This window comes from Streptomyces sp. NPDC006516 (genome assembly GCF_040611875.1).
Classification (GTDB): domain Bacteria; phylum Actinomycetota; class Actinomycetes; order Streptomycetales; family Streptomycetaceae; genus Streptomyces.
Window position 1 is genome coordinate 1,247,434 of record NZ_JBEXPD010000002.1, and the last position, 20,254, is coordinate 1,267,687.

A 20,254-nucleotide genomic window follows, 5' to 3' on the forward strand; every position below is an offset into this window, starting at 1 on the left:
CCTGATCCGGACAGAAACCCCAGGAGCGCACCCGGCCGCTCATGCCTCCCGGCACCCCTCACGGGGAGCGCGGAGAGCATGAGCGGCCGTGTCCCTCACGGCAGCGTCAGATCCCCTTGTGCCAGCGGGAGCCACTCCCAGAAGTTGTGGTCGTCGGCGGGACGGTAGCGGACCAGCCCTGGGAAGTGAGGGACGCGCACCAGCGCGTGCTCGGCGGCCTCCCGGCCCGCGGTGTCGAAGGAGCCGGACACCGCGCCGTGCCAGTAGCCCGCGTCGAGCACGGAGTCACCGGTGAGTGCGTGCTCGGGCTGGAGGCAGACCGGCAGGTAGAGCACCTCGGGACCGCCAAGCGCGGCGAGAGCCCGCCTCAGCGCCAGGCCCGCGAGCTGGGTGGTCCACGCGGCGTGCGCCTCGGGCGCGCTGTGCGTCAGCATCGGCAGCAGCGGCAACGGCCCCACGCTCCGCCACGCGAGCGGGAAGTCCGTGGCGGGGTCCCCGGTCTCGCCGCTGCTCACGGGTTCCGTGCCCGGCGGACGGGTCAGGGCGCCGGGGCCCTCCTCCCGTACGGCCCACAGCCGCCAGCCCTCCGTCCCGCCGTCGGCGTTGCCCGCCACGGCGCCCTCGGCGAACGCGTCCATGAAGCCGCCGACGCGGACCAGAGGGGTCGCGGGCACACCGTCGGGGGAGCCGATCCCCGCGTCGTAACCCGCCTGCCAGCCACGCGCCTCGTGCGACGGGCCGAAGGCGTTCTCGCTCCCGCCGTCGAGATGGGGATTGGTCCGCGGCATGGCTGCCTCCGTCCTCCGCCCCCGATGGGCTCACCCCCGGCACGCTCACCGGCCCTCGCGGGCACCGGCCCCAACCGGCCTCGCTCGGCGCCGCGTTGAGCCGGGTGCCGGTGCTCCCAGTCTAGGTCCGGCCCGTCCGCCCCGCGCGGCGGCGGCCGGGCACCCGGCACAGCGCGCGGCGGCGGCACAGCACGCGGCGGCGGCACAGCACGCGGCGGCGGCCGGGCGGGGAGACCCCGGCCCGGCCGCCGCCCGTCCGGGCCGCTACTGGAGACGCCACTTCTGGTTGGCGGTGCCGGTGCAGGTCCAGATCTGCAACCGGGCGCCGTTCGCCGAGGACTGCCCGGTCACGTCGAGGCACTTGTCCGCCGCCGTGTTGACCACGTCCCCGGTCGACGCGTTGTACGTCCAGCGCTGTGCGCCGGAGCCGTTGCATGTGTACAGCTGGACCTTTGCTCCGTCGGCCGTCGAGCCCGAGGTGACGTCGAGACAGGCGCCCAGCACCTTGACGGAGCCGTCCGCGCCGACCGTCCACCTCTGGTTGCCCGCGCCGGTGCAGTCCCAGATCTGGACGGGGGTGCCGTCGGCCGCGGTGTTGCCCGTGGCGTCCAGGCACTTGCCGCCGATGCCGGTGAACGCGCCGCTGCTGCCCGAGGAGCCCGACTGGGTGCCCGACCAGGTGAAGGTCGCCGAGGTGCGGCCGGGCAGGGAGTAGGCGAACTTCTGGCCGCCCCAGTTGACGGTGACCTGCTGGGCCGACGTACCGCCGTTGTAGGCGATCAGGGCCTTCGAACCGTCAGGGTTGCGCCAGGCGACGTTGGGCACGGCCGAGCTGGCGGTGGAGGCGATCCGGGACGCGCCGGGCCGGACGTACTTCGTCAGGTGGCCCATCGTGTAGTACTCCACCGTGTAGTCCACCTGGCCGTGCCTGCTGTCCCCGTTGTGCACGGTGACCAGCCCGTCGCAGGTGCCGCAGCCGCCGTTGTGCGGGCCCCGGTTCTGGTCGACGGCCAGCGACCACTTGGTCACCGACTTCGCCCAGTTACGGGTGTAGTCGATGATGTTGAGCATGTCCTCGCGCTGCTGGTCGGCGATCCAGGTACCGCCGGAGTGCTCCGTCTGGAAGGCGTCCACCTGCGGGTACCGGTCGTGCACGGCGGTCTGCTTCGCGACGTCGCCCCCGTAGCCGTGCCAGGCGACCCCGCCGAAGTTCGGGTGGCTGCGCACCGCGGCGTCGTCGACCGTCTGGGCGGCGTACGCGTCGTAGGTGTCCCAGTTCCAGTCGTGCGCCAGCACCTTGGTGGCCAGCCCGGCCGACTGGAGACCGGGCAGCAGCTCGCTCTTGGTGAAGTAGGCGAGGCCGGAGCCGTTCCAGCTCATCGAGGGGTAGCCGGAGCAGCAGGTGGGCTCGTTCTGCGCGGTGACGTAGTCGACCGGGACGCCCTGGTCCCTCCAGGCCTGGAGGTACTTCACGAAGTAGTCGGCGTACGTCCCGTAGTGCTCGGCCTTCAGCCAGCCGCCGTTGAGCTGCCCGCTGTCCTTCATCCAGGCCGGCGCCGTCCACGGTGAGGCGACCGTCGTCAGCGCGGGGTTGAGCTGCTTGGCCTGCTTCGTGAGCGGCAGCACGTCCTGAAGATCGTGTGCGATCGAGAAGTTGGCGAGCGTCGGATCCGTCTGGCCGGCCGGCATGTCGTCGTAGGTGTAGCCGAACCGCGCCAGGTCGGACCCGCCCATCGGATTGCGGACGAACGACAGCCCGATGCCCTCCGTGGGGGAGAAGAGCTTCTTCATCGTCTGGTCGCGGGTGGCCTGGCTGAGCGCCCCGCTGCCCTTCATCAGCCAGGCGGCCGTGTCGGTGAACGAGGCCCCGCCGCCGGTGAAGGTCTGGTAGCGGGTGTTCTCGTCGACGGTGATCGCGGTGCCCGAACCCCCGTTGCCGGCGACGAAGGAGACCGGGGTCTGGGCCTGGAGGCCACGCGTGACATGGCGCCCGCCCGCGTCGTCCGTGGTGGTCAGCACGATGTTCACGGTCTCGCCGGCGGCCTGGGCGGTACCGGAGGAGAGCCCGGCGAGGCCCGCCGTGGCGAGCGCCGTCGCGACGAGGGCTCTCGCCGTTCTGCTGGTCCGAATCATGGGCTGCTGCCTTTCTCGGCAGGGGCGTGGGGGAGGTGCCGTCGAACGAGCGTGAGTGAACTGCGTGTTACGTGTCCGCGTCAATAGGTTCGTTCCTTCAAGAAGTGAACACAGGCTCTGCCTGATCTCCTTTCGGTATGGGTACGGACCAATCTCGGTGTGAAGTATTGACGCCTCTGTTCCAGCGGGGTTAACTCCAGCCGCAACGCCGGTACCGGTTCCGGTACCGGTTGCGGAACCGGTACCGAAGCCCTGCGAACCACCCTGTCCTGCCTTGCCCCTGGAGGCCCCGATGCGTGTCACCATCGCCGATGTCGCCCGTGAGGCCGGCGTCAGCAAGACGACCGTGTCGCGGGTCATCAACCTCAAGGGTGAAGTGGACGGTTCCACAGCCGCCCGTGTTCGTGAAGTGATCGCAGACCTCGGTTACGTGCCCAGCTCGGGCGCCGTCGGACTGGCCCGTGGCAGCAGCCGCACGGTCGGGATGCTGGTGCCCTCGCTGACCTGGCCGTGGATGGGCGAGGTGCTCCAGGGGGTCGTCGACACCGTCGAGGCCGCCGACTACGGGCTGCTGCTCTTCACCTGCAACCGGGGTGCCGAGTCCGTCGAGCGCTTCACCACCCAGGTGTCGGCGCGCGCCTTCGACGGTCTCGTCGTCGTCGAACCGGAGAACACCCTCGACCAGCTCACCGCGCTGCACCGGTCCGGTCTGCCGATCGTCCTGATCGACGACAGGGGCCACCACCCGGAATTCCCCTCCGTCGTGACCACCAATCACGAGGGAGGTGCCTGTGCCGCCCGCCACCTGCGGGATGCGGGGCGCACGAGACCCCTGGTCGTCACGGGGCCGAAGCACTTCGGCTGCGTACGCGACCGGCTCGCTGGATTCCTTTCCGTCCTGCCCACCGATCTGGTCGTGGACGGAGACTTCACCGAACGCGGGGGCCGGCTCGCCGTCGAGCAACTCCTCGCATTGGGAAACGAGTTCGACTCCGTCTTCGCGCACAACGACATCAGCGCGGCCGGTGTCCTGCGGGCCCTGCGAGCCGCCGGCCGCCGTGTACCCGACGACATCGCGGTGGTCGGCTTCGACGACATCCCGATGGCCGAACACACAGAACCGCCGCTGACCACCGTGCATCAGCCCACCCGGCAGATGGGCGAGGCGGCGGCCCGCCTGCTGCTCTCCCACCTCGGCGGCACCGCCGTACCGGACGGACCGGTCGTGCTGCCCACCGAACTGGTCGTGCGCCGCTCGGCGCCGTAACGGGTCCGGCCGCGAGGCCTCCCGTCCGTATCCCCGACCCGCCCACAGGCACCGCACCGATCCCCGCGCAACCGCCCCGCAGGCCCCGCGTCCGCGTCACCGCCCCACACGCCCCCGCACCGAACGCCCGCACCCGCGTCAGGCATCCGCGACCGCCGTACACGCACCCGCGTCAGGCATCCACCGCCGTAGACGCACCCGCAACCGCCGTCACACGCACCCGCACCTGGCGCGCAGAGCGCTGTCCACACCGCCGGATCTCCCAGACCCGCAGTCCTCCTGGAGTCGTCATGTCCGTACGCCGCCGTCACACTCTGAGAGCGCTCTCAGTCGCCACCGCCGTGGTCGCGCTCGCCGCAGGCTGTTCGTCCGCCAACTCGGGTGCCAACAAGGGGGGAGGTGCGGGCGCCACGGGCGTGCTGACCCTCGGCAAGCCGGACGGGCCGCAGACGAACAACAGCAACCCGTTCCTCGCGACCTCGGCGAGCGCCACCCTCGGCTACCGCTACATGATCTACGAGCCGCTGGCGATGACCAACCAGATCCGCCCCACCGACAAGGCGGACCCCTGGCTCGCGACCGCGTGGGACTGGGAGTCCAACTTCACCAAGCTCACCTTCACCCTCGACAAGCGGGCCAAGTGGGCCGACGGGAAGCCGCTGACCGCCGCCGACGTCGCCTTCACCTTCGAACTGCTGAAGAAGCACCCGGCGCTCAACGGCAACGGCATCCCGTACGACGGCGTCACCGTCGACGGGGAGAAGGTCGTCCTGACCTTCAAGGACTCCCAGTTCGTCAACCAGAACAAGATCATCTCGACCTACGTCGTGCCCAAGCACATCTGGGAGAAGGTCGAGAACCCCGAGACCTGGCCCAACCGCACCCCGGTCGGCTCGGGCCCGTACAAGCTGAAGAGCTTCACCCCGCAGACCACCACCCTGACCGCCACGCCCACCTACTGGAAGGGCGAGACGAAGGTCAAGGAGCTGCGCTACAGCACGTACAACGACAACAGCGCCGCGACCACGGCCCTGGCGAACGGCAAGCTCGAGTGGTCGTTCGTCTTCATGCCGAACTACAAGCAGCTGTACATCGCCAAGGACCCGAAGAACCACAAGCTGTGGTTCCCCTCGGGGCTCGGCATCCACGGCCTGTGGTTCAACACGGCCCGCAAGCCGTTCGACAACCCGGCCCTGCGCAAGGCCATGGCCATGGTCATCGACCGCAAGGCGATCCACGTGCAGGCCCAGGCGACCCTCTACCCGGAGATCAGCAACCCGACCGGCATCCCGCTGCCCGCCGGTGAGCCCTTCCTCGCCCCGGAGTACAAGAACGCCACCACGGCGCCCGACGTGGCCGGCGCCAAGAAGGTCCTCGACGAGGCCGGGTTCAAGCTCAGCGGCGGCGTCCTGAAGGACCCGAGCGGCAAGCCCGTCGAGCTCACCTTCACCGACCCGGCCGGCTGGAACGACTACATCACCGGGCTGTCCATCATCAAGGACAACATCAAGCAGCTCGGCATCGAGGCCAAGGTCAAGACGCAGACCGCCGAGGCCTGGGGCAACGACGTCGGCACCGGCAACTTCGACGCCACCCTGCACTGGACCAACAGCGGTGCCACGCCGTACGACATGTACCAGAACATCATGGACGGCGCGATCCTCCAGCCCATCGGCAAGAGCGCCCAGCTCGGCAACTTCGGCCGCTTCAAGAGCCCCGAGGCCACCGCCGCGCTGAAGGAGTACGCCAACGCCACCGACGACCCCACGCGTACCAAGGCCATGAACACGCTCCAGAAGATCATGGTCGAGCAGGCCCCCGTCATCCCGACGGCCGCCGCCCCCATCGGTGCCGAGTACTCCACGAAGAACTGGGTGGGCTGGCCCACCGAGAAGGACCCGTACGCAGCACCGCAGCACACCCAGCAGGACGCGCTGGAAGTCGTGCTGAACCTGAAGCCCGCCAAGTAAGTACGGGGAAGAACCGGCCATGACCACCGAACAGTCCGCAGACGTGCGCACCACGGACGACGTGGTGCTCGAAGCACGCGGAGTCACCAAGCACTTCCCCGTACGGCGCACCGCAGGCGACCTCGTCGCCCGCAGACGCCGCACCGTCCACGCCGTGGACGACGTCTCGCTGAAGCTCCGGCGCGGCACCGTCACGGCGCTGGTGGGGGAGTCGGGCTCCGGAAAGTCCACCGTCGCACGGCTGCTCGCCCAGCTGTACCCGCTCACCTCCGGGGAGATACACCTGGGCGGCACGGCGGTGAAGGCCGGGCGTGGCCGGTCCTTCCGCACCTACGTCAAACAAGTCCAGCTGATCTTCCAGGACCCCTTCGCCTCGCTCAACCCGGTGCACACCGTGCGCTACCACCTGACCCGGTCCCTCAAGATCCACGGCCGGGCGGGGAGCGGGGAGGCGGAGCTGGAGACGAACCTGGCGGCCCTCCTGGAACGCGTCCAGCTGACTCCTCCTCATCAGTACCTGGACAAGTTCCCGCACGAGCTGTCGGGCGGGCAGCGCCAGCGCGTCGCGATCGCGCGCGCGCTCGGCGCCGACCCGCAGGTCCTGCTGGCCGACGAGCCGGTGTCGATGCTCGACGTGTCGATCCGGCTCGGCGTCCTCAACCTGCTGCGTGACCTCAAGGAGCGGCTGCGCCTGGCGATCCTCTACATCACCCACGACATCGCCTCCGCGCGCTACTTCGCCGACACGACCCTGGTGATGTACGCCGGCCGGATCGTCGAGGGCGGTGACAGCGAGACCGTCACCCAGCGCCCCGCCCATCCGTACACCCAGCTGCTGATCGCCTCCGCGCCCGACCCCGACCGGGTGGCGGACCAGGAGGCGCAGGAGGAGACCGGAAGCGGCGAGCCGCCCTCACTGATCGCCCCGCCGGACGGCTGCCGCTTCCACCCTCGCTGCCCGAAGGCCATGGAGCGCTGCCGCACCGAACTGCCGCCGCGCTTCGACCTGGCGGACGGCCAGTGGGCCGCCTGCTGGCTGTACGACGGCACGACCGCCGAGGGAGCAGCGAAGTGAAGTACATCCTCCAGCGGTTCGCCTTCTACGCGGTCACCGCGTGGGCCGCCATCACCATCAACTTCCTGATCCCGCGCCTGATGCCGGGCGACCCCGTCGAGGCTCTGATGAGCCGCTACCAGGGGCAGCTCGACACCAGCGCCATCGCCTCCCTGAAGGCCCTGTTCGGGCTCGACGAGGACAAGTCGATCTGGGCGCAGTACACCGATTACTGGTCCCACCTGCTCGACGGCGACCTGGGCCTGTCCTTCACCTTCTTCCCGACCCCGGTCGGCGAGGTGATCTCCCAGTCTCTTCCCTGGACGCTGGCGCTGGTCGGCATCACCACCATGATCAGCTTCCTGCTCGGCACCGGCATCGGCGTCTACAGCGGGTGGCGGCGCGGCTCCTGGCTGGACGGGCTGCTGCCCGTGACCACCTTCATCTCGGCCATCCCGTACTTCTGGCTCGGCCTCATCGCCATCGCGCTGTTCGCGGTGAAGTGGCAGATCTTCCCGGCCGCCGGAGGCTACGACAACTCGCTGGTACCGGCCTTCGACTGGCCGTTCATCTCCAGCGCGCTGTACCACGGGGTGCTCCCCGGCGTGACGATCGTGCTGAGCGCCATCGCCGGCTGGATCCTCGGCATGCGCAACATGATGGTGACCGTCTCGTCCGAGGACTACGTCATGGTGGCGCAGGCCAAGGGGCTGTCCGAGCGGCGCGTGATGTTCTCCTACGCCGCCCGCAACGCCGTCCTGCCCAACATCTCGGGCTTCGCCCTCTCCCTCGGTTTCATCGTCGGAGGCACCCTGCTGGTCGAGATGGTCTTCTCCTACCCGGGCATCGGCTACCAGCTCTTCCAGGCCGTCGGAGCCAAGGACTACCCGCTGATGCAGGGCGTCTTCCTGATCATCACGCTCTCCGTGCTCGCCGCGAACCTGCTGGCCGACATGGCCTACGCCCTCCTCGACCCGCGCACCCGTAAGGAGGCCTGACGGATATGGCCGTCACCGGCACCGACGTAGTCGTCACCGACGCCGCGCCCGCCGCGTCCCGGGCCAGGTTCCGCTTCCTGCGCGGCGGGAAGACCCGCACCGGGCTGCTGATCCTCGCCTTCTTCGTGATCCTGGCCGTGGCGGGTCCCTGGCTCGCCCCGTACGACCCGGACGCGATGAGCGACCAGCTGCTGCAACCCCCGTCCGCCGACCACTGGTTCGGTACGACGCAGACCGGGCAGGACGTCCTCTCGCAGATCCTCGTCGGCACCCGCGGTGTGCTGCTCGTCGGATTCCTCGCCGGCATCCTGGCGACCGTGCTGTCCGTGCTCATCGGGGTCAGCGCGGGCTTCCTCGGCGGAGCCGCCGACGAGATCCTCTCGATGCTCTCCAACATCTTCCTCGTCATCCCGGGTCTGCCGCTGATCATCATCATCGCGAGCTTCGTCGAGGACACCGGGGACCTGCTCATCGCGGCCGTCATCGCCCTGACCTCCTGGGCCTGGGGGGCGCGCGTCCTGCGCGCCCAGACCCTGTCCCTCAGGCGGCGCGACTACGTGGAGGCGGCGCGGGCGACCGGCGAATCGACCTGGCGGATCATCCTGTTCGAGGTCATGCCCAACCTCACCGCCGTCATCGCGTCCGGTTTCGTCGGCACCGTCATCTTCGCCGTCCTCTCGGAGATCACGCTCGCCTTCATCGGCGTCGCCGACATCTCCCACTGGAACTGGGGCACGGTGCTCTTCTGGGCCCAGTCCAACCAGGCTCTCGCCCAGGGCGCCTGGTGGTGGTTCGTCCCCGCCGGGCTCTGCATCGCCCTGCTCGGCACGGCCCTCTCGCTCATCAACTTCGGCATCGACGAGTTCGTCAACCCTCGCCTGCGTACGGCGACGGGCGCCTCCCGGAAGGTGCGGATGCGGGTCGGCTTCACGCCCGTCGCCCGCGTCGCCGCGCAGGCCGAACCCGCGCCCGCCTTCACCCCGGTGGCCCGCACCGCGGCGCCCGCGGAGCCCGGTACCTCCGAGCCCGCCGCAGCGCCTGCTGGGCCCGGTACGTCCGAGGCCGGTGCCTCCGAGCGCGGTGCCTCCGAGTCCGCCGGTACGTCCAGCAAGGAGCAGACCGCATGACCGCCGAGCCGATCCTCACCATCAGCGGCCTGAACGTCGACTACGGCACCGGTACGAGCGGCGTCCGCGCGCTGCGGGACGTCGACCTCACCCTGCACCGCGGCGAAGTCCTCGGCCTCGCGGGCGAGTCGGGCTCCGGCAAGTCCACTCTGGCGTACGCCGTCACCCGGCTGCTCTCCCCGCCCGGGGTGATCACCGGGGGCGACGTCCACTACCACCGGCCCGGTGGCGAAGCCGTCGACATCCTCGCCCTGAGCCCCGACGAGCTGCGCGCCTTCCGCTGGCAGGAGCTGTCCATCGTGTTCCAGGGGGCGATGAACTCGCTCAACCCCGTGCACACGGTCCACAGCCAGCTCACCGACGTCCTCACCGCGCACCGCCCCGACATGCGGGCCGCCGAACGGACCGCGCGGGCCGAGGAACTGCTGCACCTCGTCGGCATCTCCGCCGACCGGCTCGCCGCCTACCCGCACCAGCTCTCGGGCGGCATGCGCCAGCGCGTGATGATCGCGATGGCGCTGGCCCTGGAACCCGAGATCGTCATCATGGACGAGCCCACCACCGCGCTCGACGTGGTGATGCAGCGGCAGATCCTGCGCAAGCTGGTCGAGCTGCGGGAGCGCCTCTCCTTCTCCGTCGTGTTCATCACCCACGACATCTCGCTGCTGATCGAGTTCTCCGACCGCATCGCGATCATGTACGGCGGGAGGATCGTGGAGCAGGCGGGCGCGTCGGAGATCTACCGCGACCCGCACCACCCGTACAGCGAGGGCCTGTTGCACTCCTTCCCCGCGCTGCACGGCCCCCGGCGCGAGCTCACCGGCATCCCGGGATCGCCTCCCCACCTGTCCGCGATGCCCACCGGCTGCGCCTTCCACCCCCGCTGCGGCAAGGCCTTCGAACCGTGTGACGACCGGGTCCCGGTGCTCACCGCCCCGGAGGGCGGCCAGGACCGGGAAGTCGCCTGCTGGCTGCACGCCCGGCCGGCCTGAGCCCGGCCGGCCGAAGAAAACCCCCATCCCGCAAACGGAGTTACGGAGAACCATGAATCTCGTCACGCCCCGCAGCAGCCTGCAGCCCGCCGCCGTCCAGGGACTCCCTGCCGACTTCCGCTGGGGCGTGGCCACATCCTCGTACCAGATCGAGGGCGCGGCATCGGAGGACGGCCGTACCGCCTCCATCTGGGACACCTTCTGCCGCGTCCCGGGTGCCGTGCACAACGCGGAGCACGGTGACGTGGCGTGCGACCACTACCACCGGATGCCCGAGGACGTGGAGCTGATCGCCGGTCTCGGCGTCGACACCTACCGCTTCTCGCTCGCCTGGCCGCGCATCCAGCCGGGCGGCCGGGGTCCCGCCAACGCCAAGGGCCTCGACTTCTACAAGCGGCTGGTCGACGAGCTCCAGGGCAGGGACATCACCCCCTGGATCACCCTCTACCACTGGGACCTGCCGCAGGAGCTGGAGGACGCCGGCGGCTGGCCGGCCCGCGACACCGCCCTGCGCTTCGCGGAGTACGCCATGCTCGCCTACGAGGCACTCGGCGACCGTGTCGAGCACTGGACCACCCTGAACGAGCCGTGGTGCTCGGCGATGCTCGGATACGCCTACGGAGCCCACGCCCCCGGCCGCACCGACATGGGCGACGCCATGAGCGCCGTGCACCACCTGCTGCTGGGGCACGGCCTCGCCGCCCGGCAGATGCGCGAGGCGGCAGGCAGCAGCCCGCTCGAACTCGGCATCACCCTCAACCTCGGCACCGCCAGCCCGGAGACGGACAGCGAGGCCGACCGGGAGGCCTGCCGCCGCGCCGACGGGATGGGCACCCGGCTGTACCTCGACCCGATCGTGCACGGCCGCTACCCGCAGGACGTCGTCGAGGACCTTGCGGCCCAGGGCATCGAACTCCCCGTCGAGGACGGCGACCTGGCCGCCATCGCGACGCCCCTCGACATCCTCGGCGTCAACTTCTACCGCGGCGCTCTCTTCTCCGGGGTCACCGAGGACGGATCGCCGACCGACGCCGACGGCCTCCCCGTCGTCCGCGGGGTGGAGCGCGACCTGCCGCGTACCGCCATGGACTGGGAGATCACCCCCACCGAGCTCACCGACCTCCTGCTGCGGCTCCAGCGCGACTACGCGCTGCCGACCGTGATCACCGAGAACGGCGCCGCCTTCGACGACACCGTCACCGCCGACGGCTCCGTGCCCGACACCGACCGCACCGCCTATCTCGCCGACCACATCGCCGCCGTGTCCGAGGCCCGCCGCCAGGGGGCCGACGTGCGGGGCTACTTCGCCTGGTCGCTCATGGACAACTTCGAGTGGGCCTACGGCTACGACAAGCGGTTCGGCATCGTCCGCGTCGACTACGACACGCAGCTGCGGACGCTCAAGGACAGCGCCAAGTGGTACCGCGACACGATCCGCCTCACCCGGAACGCCCCCACCGACCGAGCCGTCTAGGAGCACCCCCCACATGCCCTCTCGTGCGACGTCGCAGATCGACTGGGCGCGGGTCGAACAGAAGTAGCCGAACCTCAGACACACGGAAGAGAGCCGCACATGCCCCGTACACCACACGCCCGCGCCCGCCACCGGGCGAGACCGGCGACCGCCGCACTCGCCGCGGCCACCGTCCTCGCCTCGCTGCTCGCCGGCGCCGTCCCCAGCGCGGCGGCCGGCGCGGAGGAGCCGGCGCCCGTCCTCGTCGACCGCTTCGAGGGCGAGGTCCCCCTCGGCAACCCGCCCGCCGACTCCCTGTTCACCTGGGGCGGCGACGCGGACGACCACCCCGCCCTCACCTTCGCGGAGCGCGCCGACGCACCCGAGGGCTCCAAGGTCCTCCAGGGCACTTACGACATCAGCGCCTGGGGCGGACTCAGCCACGAGTTCGCCGTCGACCAGCCGCCGAAGGACTGGACCGCGCACAAGGGCATCCGCTTCTGGTGGTACGGCCAGAACACCGCGCCCTTGCCGCCCGGTTCGGGCAAGCGGATCAACTTCGAGATCAAGGACGGCGGCGCGAACGGCGGCGCATCCGAACTGTGGACCACATCCTTCACCGACGACTGGGAGGGCTGGCACCAGGTCGAGATCCCCTTCGCGGACTTCGTCTACCGCGCCGACTACCAGCCCGTCGGCGGCATCGACCAGGTCCTCGGCCTGAACGAGATGTGGGGCTACGCCGTCACCCTGCCGACCGGCGCCCCCGGCTCCTTCGCCATGGACGCCGTCGAGCTGTACGGCAAGGCCGACCCGGCCCTGAAGTCGAGCGTCGTCGTCGACTCCGCGGTGCACACGGTCAAGGAGGGCGGCACGGCGGACATCAAGATCTCCGTCGCCACCACCGGCTCCGTGCCCACCGAGGAGCCCGTCACCGTCGCGTACACCACCAAGGGCGGCAGCGCGGAGTCCGGCAAGGACTACACCGCGGTCACCGGCACGCACACCTTCCCCGCGGGTACGGCATCCGGCACCACGCACACCGTCTCCGTGGCCACGGCGAAGGACAAGGGGGCCGAGTCGGCGGAGACGATCCCGCTGGAGCTCACCGTCACCGGGGCCAAGGCGCCCAAGGAGAACCCGCAGGTCGTCATCGACGCCCACGGACTGCCGTACCAGAACGCGAAGCTTCCGGTGAAGAAGCGCGTCGCCGACCTGCTGTCGCGGATGTCCCCGGCCGAGAAGGCCGGACAGATGACCCAGGCCGAGCGCAACGCGCTGAAGTCACAGGGCGACATCGCCACCTACGACCTCGGCTCGCTGCTCTCCGGCGGCGGCTCCGTGCCCACCCCGAACACGCCCGAGGCCTGGGCGAAGATGACCGACGCCTACCAGCTGCGCGCGCAGGCGACCCGCTTCCAGATCCCGCTGATCTACGGCGTGGACGCGGTGCACGGCCACAACAACGTGATCGGCTCGACGATCATGCCGCACAACATCGGCATCGGCGCGGGCCGCGACCCGAAGCTCGCCGAGAAGACCGGCGCCGTGACCGCCGCCGAGGTCCGCGCCACCGGCATCCCGTGGGACTTCGCCCCCTGCGTCTGCGTCACCCGTGACGAGCGCTGGGGCCGGTCCTACGAGGCGTACGGCGAGGACCCGGCGCTGGTCGAGGCCATGGAGACGGTCATCACCGGCATGCAGGGCCACCCCTCCGGCAAGGACCTCGACCGCAACGACAAGGTGCTGGCCAGCGCCAAGCACTTCGTCGGCGACGGCGGCACGGAGTTCGGCTCGTCCACCACCGGCGCGTACACCATCGACCAGGGCGTCACCAAGGTCACGCGCGAGGAGCTCGAAGCGGTGCACCTCGCGCCGTTCACCGAGTCCGTGAAGCGCGGCGTGGGCACGGTCATGCCCTCCTACTCCTCGCTGGACATCATCGGCGACGACGCCGGCCCGGTGAAGATGCACGCCAACGCCGAGATGATCAACGGCGTGCTCAAGGACCGTATGGGCTTCGAGGGCTTCGTCATCAGCGACTGGCAGGCCATCGACCAGATCCCCGGTGACTACGCGAGCGACGTGCGCACCTCGGTCAACGCCGGGCTGGACATGATCATGGTCCCGACCGCCTACCAGGACTTCACGCGGACGCTCCAGGCGGAGGTCACGGCAGGCCGGATCAGCGAGGCCCGGATCGACGACGCCGTAGCCCGGATCCTGACCCAGAAGTTCCGCCTCGGCCTGTTCGAGAAGCCGTACGCGGACACGTCGAACCTGGACGAGGTCGGCTCGGCCGGGCACCGCGCGGTCGCCCGCGAGGCAGCCGCCAAGTCCCAGGTGCTGCTGAAGAACGACGGCGCCGTGCTCCCGCTCAAGGCCTCGCAGAAGGTCTACGTCGCCGGCTCCAACGCCGACGACCTCGGCAACCAGGCCGGCGGCTGGACCATCAGCTGGCAGGGCGCCTCCGGGGCCACCACCACGGGCACGACGATCCTGAAGGGCATCGAGAAGAACACCTCGGCGGCCACCTTCTCCCAGGACGCCTCCGCCCCGACCGAGGGATACGACGTCGGAGTCGTGGTCGTCGGCGAGAAGCCGTACGCCGAGGGCATCGGGGACGTCGGCAACGGCCACGACCTGGAGCTCACCGCCGCCGACAAGAAGGCGATCGACACGGTCTGCGCCGCCATGAAGTGCGCCGTCCTGATCGTCTCGGGCCGTCCGCAGCTCGTCGGCGACCAGCTCGACGGCATCGACGCCGTGGTCGCCTCCTGGCTGCCGGGCACCGAGGGCGACGGCGTCGCCGATGTCCTCTACGGCAAGCGGGCCTTCACCGGACAGCTTCCGGTGACCTGGCCCAGGTCCGAGTCGCAGCTGCCGGTCAACGTGGGCGACGCGGCGTACGACCCGCAGTTCCCGTACGGCTGGGGTCTCACCACCCTGAAGAAGGCCCCCACGGGCGGCGAAGCCACCCTCACCGGCCTCGCCGTCGCCGCCTCGCTCGCCGAGCGGGCCGGCCTCGGGAAGACCACGGCGGGCAAGGAGATCGTGGACCGGGCGAGGCTCCTGGTCCAGCAGAAGACCGGCGGAAAGCTGACAGCGGCGGTGTCCAAGCCGTTCGCCGAGGCCGACCACCTGCTGCTCACCGGTGACCTGACCGGAGCGGTGGCGAAGCTGCGCACGGCGTACCGCGCCGCGTAAGCGCACGAAAGGAACCCGGGCGGGCGACGCGTTTGTCGCCCGTTCGGGTTACTTTCGGAGTATGCGGAAGAGGCTGTTCGCTCCCCTGTGGGCCTGCCTGCTGCTGATACTCACGGCGGCTGTGCTGGCCATGACCCCCGCTGCCCAGGCCGCCCCCTCCACGATCGACGAAGCGGCGAGCGCCCTGCGCCAGGGCCCCGTCTACGTCGACCCGGCGGCGTCCGGTCAGCTCTCGGCGGCCCAGGAGGCCGCCCTGGAGAAGAAGATCAAGGACGCCGACAAACCCGTCTTCGTGGCCGTCCTGCCCGCGACGTCCGAGTACCCGCCCCGGAACCTCCTGCAGAATCTGCGCACCGACACCGGAGTCACCGGTGTCTACGCGGTCCGCCTCGGCGACGGCTTCGACGCGGGCGCCGACCCGCAGGTGATGCCGACCCGGGCCGTGGACAACCTCACCAGCGCCGTGAAGGCGCCCGGCACGGACACCGACGCCGCGACCCAGCTCAACGCCTTCGTCGACCGGGCCCTCGACGAGGCCAGGGGCAGCGCCCCCGCCTCCTGGTCCGGCGGTGGCGGTGCGGACGACGGGGCCGGGAACGGCGCCCCGGTGGCCGGCCTGGTCGTCCTCGGCGGCGTGGTCCTGGTGGGCGGAGGTACCGCTTTCGCGGTCGTCCGCCGCAACAGGAAGCGCAAGGAGGAAGAGGAGCGGGCGGCTCTGGAGAAGCTCCGGGTCGTCGTGGACGAGGACATCACCGCGTACGGGGAGACCCTGGACCGGCTGGACTTCCATCCCGCCGAGAAGGGCGCCGACGACGCGATGCGCATCGAGTACGAGCGTGCGCTCGACTCCTACGAGGACGCCAAGTCCCGCATGGGCGGCGCCCAGCACCCCTCCGACGTACGAGGGGTCACCCAGGCTCTGGAGGACGGCCGCTTCTCCCTCGCCGTCCTGGAGGCCCGGCGCAAGGGCCGGCCGCTCCCCGCCCGCAGACCGCCCTGCTTCTTCGACCCGCGCCACGGCCCCTCGGTCGCCGACGTCCTGTGGACCCCCTCGGGCGGCGCCGCACGCGAGGTCCCGGTCTGCGGCGCCGACGAGGTCCGGCTGCGCGAGGGCGAGGACCCCATGAGCCGCACGGTCGACGTGGGCGAGGGCCGACGGCGTCCCTACTGGGAGGCGGGCCCGGCCTACGGTCCCTGGGCCGGCGGCTACTTCGGCGGCGGCCTGCTCCCCGGCCTGCTGGTCGGCACCATGCTCGGCTCGATGCTCTCCACTCCGGCGTACGCGGCGGAGTACGGCGGCGGTGACTTCGGCGGCGGAGGCGGTGACTGGAGCGGGGGCGACGTCTCGGGCTCCGACTTCGACTCCTCCGGTTTCGGTGGCTTCGGCGACGGAGGCGGGTTCGGGGACGGCGGTGGCTTCGGAGGCGGCGGAGGGTTCGACGGCGGCGGGTTCTAGCGCGCCGTCCGCGCTCCCGGCGTCTTCGTCGGCTGCTCCTCCCACGTGTCCGGGGCCCAGACCCCGGAGCGCTTCAGCGAGGCCGGACAGTGCAGGTATATCTCGTCGATGTCCACGACCAGTGCGAGGTCGGGGCGCCGGCCCTTGACCGTCATCTCGTCGAACACGGGGGCGTCGGTGAGGATGCGCGCCCGCCCGTTGATCCGCAGGACCGTCATGACGCCGGGTATCAGGTAGAGCAGACCCACGTGCGGGTTGGACAGGATGTTGTGGAAGCTGTCGCCGCGCCGGTTGCCCGGCAGGTCGGGCAGCACGAGGGTGCGCGGGTCCAGGACCCGGGTGAAGCCCGGCTCGCCCCCGCGCGGCGAGGTGTCGCAGTTGCCTTCGGCGTCGGAGGTCGAGACGGCGCAGAACGGCGCCCTGGCCAGCAGGTCCAGGTCGGCCTCGGTGAGTTCGCCGTGGACCTTGTCGATGACGATCGGCCACGGTTCGCCCAGGATCTCGCGCAGCTGCTCGGCCGACTCCAGCGGCACGGCTCCGGCCAGAGGGTCGCCGACGGGGGCGGGGAGGGTGCCCGGGGCCATGGGCGCGGCATTCGACAAGGGGTTCTCCGGACCTCAGAGGGGCATACCAGCGGATCGCTGACTGGCACTGTTAGGCTCACCTTACTTAAGCTCGCGGGCGCTCCCCGTCCCGGGGGCGCGGAGCGATGGTGAGGAACAGTGCGCAACCGCATGCCGCAGCCCCGGGTGTACCGGCTGTGAGCGGCCCGGTCCTCCAGGACGTCCAGGAACGTAAGGCCGGCACCACCGAGCGGCGCCGCGCGCGCAGCCGGCCCGTGCTCGCCCTCGGTCTGCTCGGCGCCGTGGCCCTCCTGCTGCTGACCGTGATGGCGAGTCTCGCCGTCGGATCGGGGGACGTGTCCTTCCGCGACGTGGTGGACGGGGTGCTCGAACCGGACCTCGACGTCAAGGGCCAGTTGATCGTCCAGGAGGTCCGGATCCCCCGGACGGTGGCCGGGCTGCTGGCGGGCGCGGCACTGGGCCTCGCGGGCACGGTGATGCAGGGCGTCGCCCGTAATCCGCTCGCCGATCCGCAGCTGCTCGGCGTCAACGCGGGCGCCTCCGTGGCCGTGGTGTGCTCGATCAGCTTCTTCGGATTCACCCTCGCCACGCAGTACATCTGGTTCGGCTTCCTCGGCGCCCTGCTCGCCGCCCTCCTCGTGTACGGCGTCGGCTCGCTCGGCCGGGAGGGCGCCACCCCGGTGAAGCTCGCGCTGGCCGGCGCGGCGACGAGCGCCGTACTCACCTCCGTGACCAGTGCGGTCCTGCTCCAGGACCGCGACAGCTACGACCGCTTCCGCTTCTGGCAGCTCGGCGCGCTCACCGCCCGGGACGCCGACGTGCTGTGGCAGGTCTCCCCGTTCGTCGCGGCCGGCACCCTGCTCGCGCTGCTGCTCGGCCCGCAACTCAACGCCCTGTCGCTGGGCGACGACCTCGCCCGCGGTCTCGGCCAGCGGGTGGGTATCGCCCGGCTGGTCTCGGCACTCGCCGTGGTGCTGCTGTGCGGCGCGGCGACGGTCGTCGCCGGCCCGATCGGCTTCGTCGGTCTCGCTGTGCCGCACGCCGCCCGGCTCATCACCGGCCCCGACTACCGCTGGGTGCTCCCGTACAGCATGGTGCTCGCCCCGGTCATGCTGCTCGTCGCCGACATCGTGGGCCGGGTCGTCGCCCCGCCGGGCGAGGTCCAGGTGGGCGTGGTCACCGCCGCGATCGGATGCGTCCCCTTCATCTGGCTCGTGCGCCGCAGGAAGCAGGTCGAGCTGTGACCGGGACCCACCTCCTGGAGGAGACACCCGGTGCCCGTCTCCCGGACGCCGTACGCACCGTCGCCCTGGTGCGGAGCCGGGGACGACGTCGCTCCGTGCTGGTGGCGCTCGCTCTGCTGGTGTGCGTCTGTGCGATGTTCGCCGTCTCGCTGAGCTACGGCGACATGGTGATGCCGCTCGGCAAGGTCGTCGAGACCCTGTTCGGGGGCGGCGACGGCGGCTCCCGGTTCGTGGTCCTGGAGCTGCGGTTGCCCCGGGCCCTGCTCGCGGTCCTCGTCGGCATCGGATTCGGGCTCTCCGGAGCCGTCTTCCAGTCCGTGCTGCGCAACCCGCTGGCCAGCCCGGACGTCATCGGCATCAGCGCCGGGGCGAGCGCGGTCGCCGTCACCGCCTCGCTGCTCTTCCAGGTCAGCGGACTCGCCCTGTCCGGGAGCGCCCTGATCGGCTCGGTGGCCGCCGGTGCGGCCATCTACCTCCTCGCCTGGCGCCAGGGCGTCGTGGGCCAGCGCCTCGTCCTGATCGGCGTGGGCTTCGGCACCGGGCTGAGCAGCGTGGTCTGGTACGTCATGGCCCGCTCCGACACCGCGGACGCGCAGGAGGCGTTCCTCTGGCTGACCGGCACCCTCAACGGACGCTCCTGGGGGCAGGTGTGGCCGCTGCTGACCGCCCTCGCCGTCATCGTGCCGCTCACCGTCCTCGCCGCCCGCGCGCTCGGCCCGCTCCAGCTGGGGGACGACACAGCGGCAGGTCTCGGTGCCCGTGTCGAGCCCGGCCGGCTGGCGCTGCTGGGCTGTGCCACCGCCCTCGCGGGCGTCGCGACCGCCGCTGCGGGGCCGGTCAACTTCGTGGCCTTCGTGGCCGGGCCGATCGCCCGCCGACTGGTCCCGGGCCAGGGTGCGGCGCTGCCGCACGCCGCGCTGACCGGGGCCCTGATCGTCCTGGTCGCCGACTTCGGCGCCCAGCACCTGCTGCCGTCGGTGCAGCTCCCGGTGGGTGTGGTGACCAGCATCATCGGCGCCCCCTACCTGCTGCTGCTCCTGGCCCGCGCCAATCGTGGGGGCAGCGGTGGCTGAGCCAGGGACCGACGCGCGTTCATCCGATACGGACAACGAGGAAAGGCGTGAGCACGCCGTGGCCCAGCACACCCTTCGAGCCCAGGACGTCCGTCTCGGCTACGGCGACCGGGAGATCGTCTCCGGGCTGAGCGTGGACGTCCCTCCGGGGCGGATCACCGTCATCGTCGGCCCGAACGCCTGCGGGAAGTCCACCCTGCTGCGGGCGATGGCGCGCCTGCTGGCACCCTCGCGGGGTGCGGTGCTCCTGGACGGGCGGAGCGTCCACGAGATGCCGACGAAGGAGGTCGCCGCCGTGCTCGGCATCCTTCCGCAGAGCCCGTCCGCGCCGGAGGGGATCACCGTCTCCGACCTCGTGGGGCGCGGCCGTTACCCGCACCAGGGCTGGTTCCGACGCTGGGGGCCCGGGGACGACGAGGCGGTCGCCCAGGCGCTGCTCTCGACCGGCACCCTGGAACTCGCCGAGCGCCCGGTGGACGAGCTCTCCGGCGGACAGCGCCAGCGCGTGTGGATCGCGATGGCGCTCTCGCAGCACACGGACATCCTGCTCCTGGACGAGCCCACCACCTTCCTGGACGCCAGCCACCAGCTGGACGTCCTCGACCTCCTCACCGATCTGAACCACGAGCACGGGGTCACCATGGTCGCCGTGCTGCACGATCTGAATCTCGCCTGCCGGTACGCGGACCACATGATCGCCATGAAGGACGGGCGGATCGTCGCGGAGGGGAGACCGGCCGACATCGTGACGGAGGAGCTGGTCGGCGAGGTCTTCGGGATGCGCTGCTCCGTGATGGACGACCCCGCGTCAGCGACGCCGATGGTGGTGCCGCTGGGCCGCCACCACGTGCGGGGCAGCGCGGGCATACCCGCGTCACGATTCTGATTTAGGTTAGGCTAGCCTAAGC

General features: G+C 70.9%; 14 protein-coding genes and 1 pseudogene. 12 read left to right on the forward strand and 3 right to left on the reverse strand.

What is annotated here, in order from left to right:
- Positions 1-95: 95 nt before the first annotated feature.
- Together ABZY45_RS11820 and ABZY45_RS11825 are read right to left on the reverse strand one after the other, a co-directional pair.
- Positions 96-788 (reverse strand): hypothetical protein, encoded by a 693-nt coding sequence (locus ABZY45_RS11820; RefSeq protein ID WP_356738627.1) that lies wholly within the window; start codon positions 786-788, stop codon positions 96-98.
- A gap of 264 nt (positions 789-1,052) precedes the next feature.
- Positions 1,053-2,921, reverse strand: coding sequence for a ricin-type beta-trefoil lectin domain protein (locus ABZY45_RS11825; RefSeq protein WP_356738629.1), 1,869 nt, complete (start codon positions 2,919-2,921; stop codon positions 1,053-1,055).
- A 292-nt stretch (positions 2,922-3,213) separates the two neighbouring features.
- Between ABZY45_RS11825 and ABZY45_RS11830 the strand changes: the two genes are divergently transcribed.
- The 9 genes and pseudogenes from ABZY45_RS11830 to ABZY45_RS11870 all read left to right on the forward strand — a co-directional run bounded on the left by ABZY45_RS11830 (position 3,214) and on the right by ABZY45_RS11870 (position 16,445).
- On the forward strand, positions 3,214-4,188 hold the full coding sequence (locus tag ABZY45_RS11830; RefSeq protein ID WP_356738631.1) for a LacI family DNA-binding transcriptional regulator: 975 nt from the start codon (positions 3,214-3,216) through the stop codon (positions 4,186-4,188).
- Positions 4,189-4,478: 290 nt separating this feature from the next.
- Positions 4,479-6,158, forward strand: a complete 1,680-nt coding sequence (locus ABZY45_RS11835) for an ABC transporter substrate-binding protein (RefSeq protein ID WP_356738633.1) — start codon at positions 4,479-4,481, stop codon at positions 6,156-6,158.
- A gap of 19 nt (positions 6,159-6,177) precedes the next feature.
- Positions 6,178-7,233: an ABC transporter ATP-binding protein gene (locus tag ABZY45_RS11840; RefSeq protein WP_356738635.1), complete on the forward strand. Its 1,056-nt coding sequence runs from the start codon at positions 6,178-6,180 to the stop codon at positions 7,231-7,233.
- Positions 7,230-8,210, forward strand: a complete 981-nt coding sequence (locus ABZY45_RS11845; RefSeq protein WP_356738637.1) for an ABC transporter permease — start codon at positions 7,230-7,232, stop codon at positions 8,208-8,210. Before ABZY45_RS11840 ends, ABZY45_RS11845 begins: the two co-directional genes overlap by 4 nt.
- A gap of 5 nt (positions 8,211-8,215) precedes the next feature.
- Positions 8,216-9,154 (forward strand): annotated as a pseudogene (locus ABZY45_RS11850) (ABC transporter permease); the annotation flags it as partial.
- A 179-nt stretch (positions 9,155-9,333) separates the two neighbouring features.
- On the forward strand, positions 9,334-10,329 hold the full coding sequence (locus ABZY45_RS11855) for an ABC transporter ATP-binding protein (protein WP_356738639.1): 996 nt from the start codon (positions 9,334-9,336) through the stop codon (positions 10,327-10,329).
- A gap of 52 nt (positions 10,330-10,381) precedes the next feature.
- A complete protein-coding gene (locus ABZY45_RS11860) occupies positions 10,382-11,803 on the forward strand; it encodes a GH1 family beta-glucosidase (RefSeq protein WP_356738641.1) in 1,422 nt (473 codons plus the stop codon).
- A gap of 99 nt (positions 11,804-11,902) precedes the next feature.
- A complete protein-coding gene (locus ABZY45_RS11865; protein ID WP_356738643.1) occupies positions 11,903-14,989 on the forward strand; it encodes a glycoside hydrolase family 3 N-terminal domain-containing protein in 3,087 nt (1,028 codons plus the stop codon).
- A gap of 61 nt (positions 14,990-15,050) precedes the next feature.
- Positions 15,051-16,445 carry a hypothetical protein gene (locus ABZY45_RS11870; RefSeq protein WP_356738645.1) on the forward strand — a complete coding sequence of 465 codons (1,395 nt, stop codon included), beginning with the start codon at positions 15,051-15,053 and terminating at the stop codon, positions 16,443-16,445.
- Here the strand turns inward: ABZY45_RS11870 and ABZY45_RS11875 are convergent.
- Complete coding sequence (locus tag ABZY45_RS11875; protein WP_356738793.1) at positions 16,442-17,029, reverse strand: MSMEG_1061 family FMN-dependent PPOX-type flavoprotein; 588 nt, start codon at positions 17,027-17,029, stop codon at positions 16,442-16,444. The two genes, ABZY45_RS11870 and ABZY45_RS11875, sit on opposite strands and share 4 nt — an antisense overlap.
- Before the next feature lie 176 nt (positions 17,030-17,205).
- Between ABZY45_RS11875 and ABZY45_RS11880 the strand changes: the two genes are divergently transcribed.
- Genes ABZY45_RS11880 through ABZY45_RS11890 form a run of 3 tightly spaced genes read left to right on the forward strand, consistent with a single transcriptional unit; the run spans position 17,206 to position 20,232 of the window.
- Positions 17,206-18,273 carry an iron ABC transporter permease gene (locus tag ABZY45_RS11880; RefSeq protein WP_356738647.1) on the forward strand — a complete coding sequence of 356 codons (1,068 nt, stop codon included), beginning with the start codon at positions 17,206-17,208 and terminating at the stop codon, positions 18,271-18,273.
- Entirely contained in the window at positions 18,270-19,346 is a 1,077-nt protein-coding gene (locus ABZY45_RS11885) for an iron chelate uptake ABC transporter family permease subunit (protein WP_356738649.1), read from the forward strand. The genes ABZY45_RS11880 and ABZY45_RS11885 overlap by 4 nt, the downstream gene beginning before the upstream one ends.
- A 58-nt stretch (positions 19,347-19,404) precedes the next feature.
- Positions 19,405-20,232, forward strand: coding sequence for an ABC transporter ATP-binding protein (locus ABZY45_RS11890; RefSeq protein ID WP_356738651.1), 828 nt, complete (start codon positions 19,405-19,407; stop codon positions 20,230-20,232).
- Positions 20,233-20,254 lie beyond the last annotated feature (22 nt).

Bases quoted from the DNA above. Each gene is read 5' to 3' on its own strand.
- ABZY45_RS11820 (WP_356738627.1), bottom strand. From the start codon at position 788: ATGCCGCGGACCAATCCCCATCTCGACGGCGGGAGCGAGAACGCCTTC.
- ABZY45_RS11825 (WP_356738629.1), bottom strand. From the start codon at position 2,921: ATGATTCGGACCAGCAGAACGGCGAGAGCCCTCGTCGCGACGGCGCTC.
- ABZY45_RS11830 (WP_356738631.1), top strand. From the start codon at position 3,214: ATGCGTGTCACCATCGCCGATGTCGCCCGTGAGGCCGGCGTCAGCAAG.
- ABZY45_RS11835 (WP_356738633.1), top strand. From the start codon at position 4,479: ATGTCCGTACGCCGCCGTCACACTCTGAGAGCGCTCTCAGTCGCCACC.
- ABZY45_RS11840 (WP_356738635.1), top strand. From the start codon at position 6,178: ATGACCACCGAACAGTCCGCAGACGTGCGCACCACGGACGACGTGGTG.
- ABZY45_RS11855 (WP_356738639.1), top strand. From the start codon at position 9,334: ATGACCGCCGAGCCGATCCTCACCATCAGCGGCCTGAACGTCGACTAC.
- ABZY45_RS11860 (WP_356738641.1), top strand. From the start codon at position 10,382: ATGAATCTCGTCACGCCCCGCAGCAGCCTGCAGCCCGCCGCCGTCCAG.
- ABZY45_RS11865 (WP_356738643.1), top strand. From the start codon at position 11,903: ATGCCCCGTACACCACACGCCCGCGCCCGCCACCGGGCGAGACCGGCG.
- ABZY45_RS11870 (WP_356738645.1), top strand. From the start codon at position 15,051: ATGCGGAAGAGGCTGTTCGCTCCCCTGTGGGCCTGCCTGCTGCTGATA.
- ABZY45_RS11875 (WP_356738793.1), bottom strand. From the start codon at position 17,029: ATGGCCCCGGGCACCCTCCCCGCCCCCGTCGGCGACCCTCTGGCCGGA.